This is a genomic window from Mycobacterium sp. (assembly GCF_035499775.1).
In the GTDB taxonomy this organism is placed as follows: Bacteria; Actinomycetota; Actinomycetes; order Mycobacteriales; family Mycobacteriaceae; genus Mycobacterium.
The window spans coordinates 1-2148 of record NZ_DATJYB010000555.1; the positions used below are offsets into that span (position 1 = coordinate 1).

3 protein-coding genes are annotated in these 2148 nt (G+C 69.6%); 2 read left to right on the forward strand and 1 reads right to left on the reverse strand.

Annotated elements, in window-relative coordinates:
- Positions 1 to 853: molybdopterin cofactor-binding domain-containing protein (locus VML93_RS33810; RefSeq protein WP_325617502.1), on the forward strand; the 853-nt coding region annotated here is incomplete at its 5' end.
- A gap of 47 nt (positions 854 to 900) precedes the next feature.
- Complete coding sequence (locus VML93_RS33815) at positions 901 to 1875, forward strand: amidohydrolase family protein (protein ID WP_325617503.1); 975 nt, start codon at positions 901 to 903, stop codon at positions 1873 to 1875.
- A 44-nt stretch (positions 1876 to 1919) separates the two neighbouring features.
- On the opposite strand, the gene VML93_RS33820 is transcribed toward VML93_RS33815, so the two are convergent.
- A partial coding sequence (locus VML93_RS33820) for a GH36 C-terminal domain-containing protein (protein WP_325617504.1) occupies positions 1920 to 2148 on the reverse strand: 229 nt, incomplete at its 5' end.

Consider the following 2148-nt stretch of genomic DNA (forward strand, 5'->3'; position numbering starts at 1 on the left):
CGTGCACCGGGTCCGGGCGGGCGCCGACGCCCGGGGCCGCCTGACCGCGTTCTGGCAGCAGATCGCCGCCGAGCCGACCTCGCCCAACATGCCGCTCGTGGTCGACTTCCTGTTCAAGAACCGTGTGGACTACATGACGACCAGCGGCGCCGTCAACGAACCCTACACGCTGCCCAACCTCAAGCTGGAGGCCACCAACGTCCAGACCGGCGTGCCCATCATGGTGTGGCGGTCGGTCGGCAACTCCCACACGGAATTCGCCCGCGAGTCAGCGATCGACGAGCTCGCGGCCGCCGCCGGCCGCGACCCCGTGGACTTCCGCCGCGGCCTGCTGGCCGACAATCCGCGCACGCTGCGCGCGCTGGACCTGGCGGCCGAACGGGCCGGGTGGGGAACGCCGCTGGCCGAGGGCCGCGCCCGCGGCGTCGCCTGCAGCAGCTTCCTGGACAGCCACAGCGCCCAGGTCACCGAGATCTCCCTCGACCACCGCAACCGGGTCCGCATCGAGAAGGTCACCTTCGTGCTGGACTGCGGCATCATCCTCGACCCGGACCTGGTCCGCGCCCAGGTCGAAGGCGGCCTCATCTTCGGGCTGGGCGCCGCCGCCTGGGGGGAGATCGTGCTAGGCGACGGCGGTGAGATTGTCACCCAGAGCTTCGACCGCTACCCGGTCATGCGGATGCAGTCAGTGCCCCAGATCGAAGTGGTCTTCATCGAATCGGGCGAATCACCGACAGGTGCCGGCGAGGTCAGCGTCCCCACCGCGGCGCCAGCACTGACCAACGCGATCTTCGCGGCCACTGGCACCCGTATCCGCCAGCTTCCCATCAGCAAAACCATGAGGGTCCTCTGAGACGCAAGCGACCAGGCCCCACCACCGCGACACAACCGGAGGCTGCCGTGACCTTCACCGTGGACACCCACCACCACATCCTGCCCGATTTCTTCTGGCAGGCCACCGAGGGTGACGACCCGGTCGGGGGCATCGCGCCGCCGCCCTGGTCGCGGGCCAGCGCGCTGTCGTTCCTCGACGACGCCGGCATCGACGTCGCCGTCACCTCGATCAGCACCCCCGGCGTGCACACCGGCGACGACGCCGCGGCCCGCTTGCTAGCCCGGCAGTGCAACGAGCTGGCCGCCGAAATGATCCGCGACCGTCCCGACCGGTACGCCGGCTTTGCCTGCCTGCCCCTGCCGGACGTCGACGGCGCGTTCGCCGAACTGGCCTACGCGCTCGACGACCTCCGGCTGGACGGCGTATTGCTGTTCAGCAACGTTCGGGGCATCTACCTTGGCGACTCGCGATTCGCCCCGCTGTTCGACGAGCTGCAGCGGCGCGCGGCCGTCGCGTTCGTGCACCCCAACCCCTCACCCGACCCCAGCGCCCATTCGCTCGGCCTGCCCGACACGCTCATCGACTTCACCGCCGACACGACCAGGGCCATCGCCCAGCTGCATTACGGCAACACCTTCGCCCGCACCCCCGACATCAAGTACATCTTTTCCCACGCCGGGGGAACCGTGCCCTACCTGGCAAAACGGTTTGCCATCATCGACGAGATGAACGTCATCCCCGGAGCCGAGGGCCGCGGGACCGCGGCCGAGACATTCCGCCGCCTGTACTGGGATACCGCGGCGTCCTGGGGTGACCCGGTGCTGCGCCTGCTGCGCGATGTCGTGGGAATCGACCGCGTCGTCTTCGGCAGCGACTTCCCTTACGTGCGCCGCGACATAGCCATCCGCTCCCGCGAGGACATCGAAGCCAATCCGGATCTCACCACCAGGGAGCGGACGGCCATCCTCGGCGGCACGGCGATGACCCTGATACCGCGGCTAGCCGCCCTCCGCGCCCAGGCTCAGACCCGCGCATCATGACGCGACTGCGCTGAGTGCTCACCGTTCCGGTGCCGGCGAGAAGATCATGCTTGCTCAGCTCGGGTCGCCTCGATCAGGGTTACCAGCGCCGTCAGGGTCCGCTGGGGTGGGATGGCCAGGCCGATCTCGGCGAGCGCGGCCCCGGAAACCTCGATGTCGGGGATTGGCGCATCGGTAAGTCCGGCTCGCCGGGGCAGCCGCGTGCCGGGAGTCGCGTCGGTGACCCGGTAGCGCCGCTGCGGGTCGAGTCCCGGGACCCTCAGCGCCGTCGGC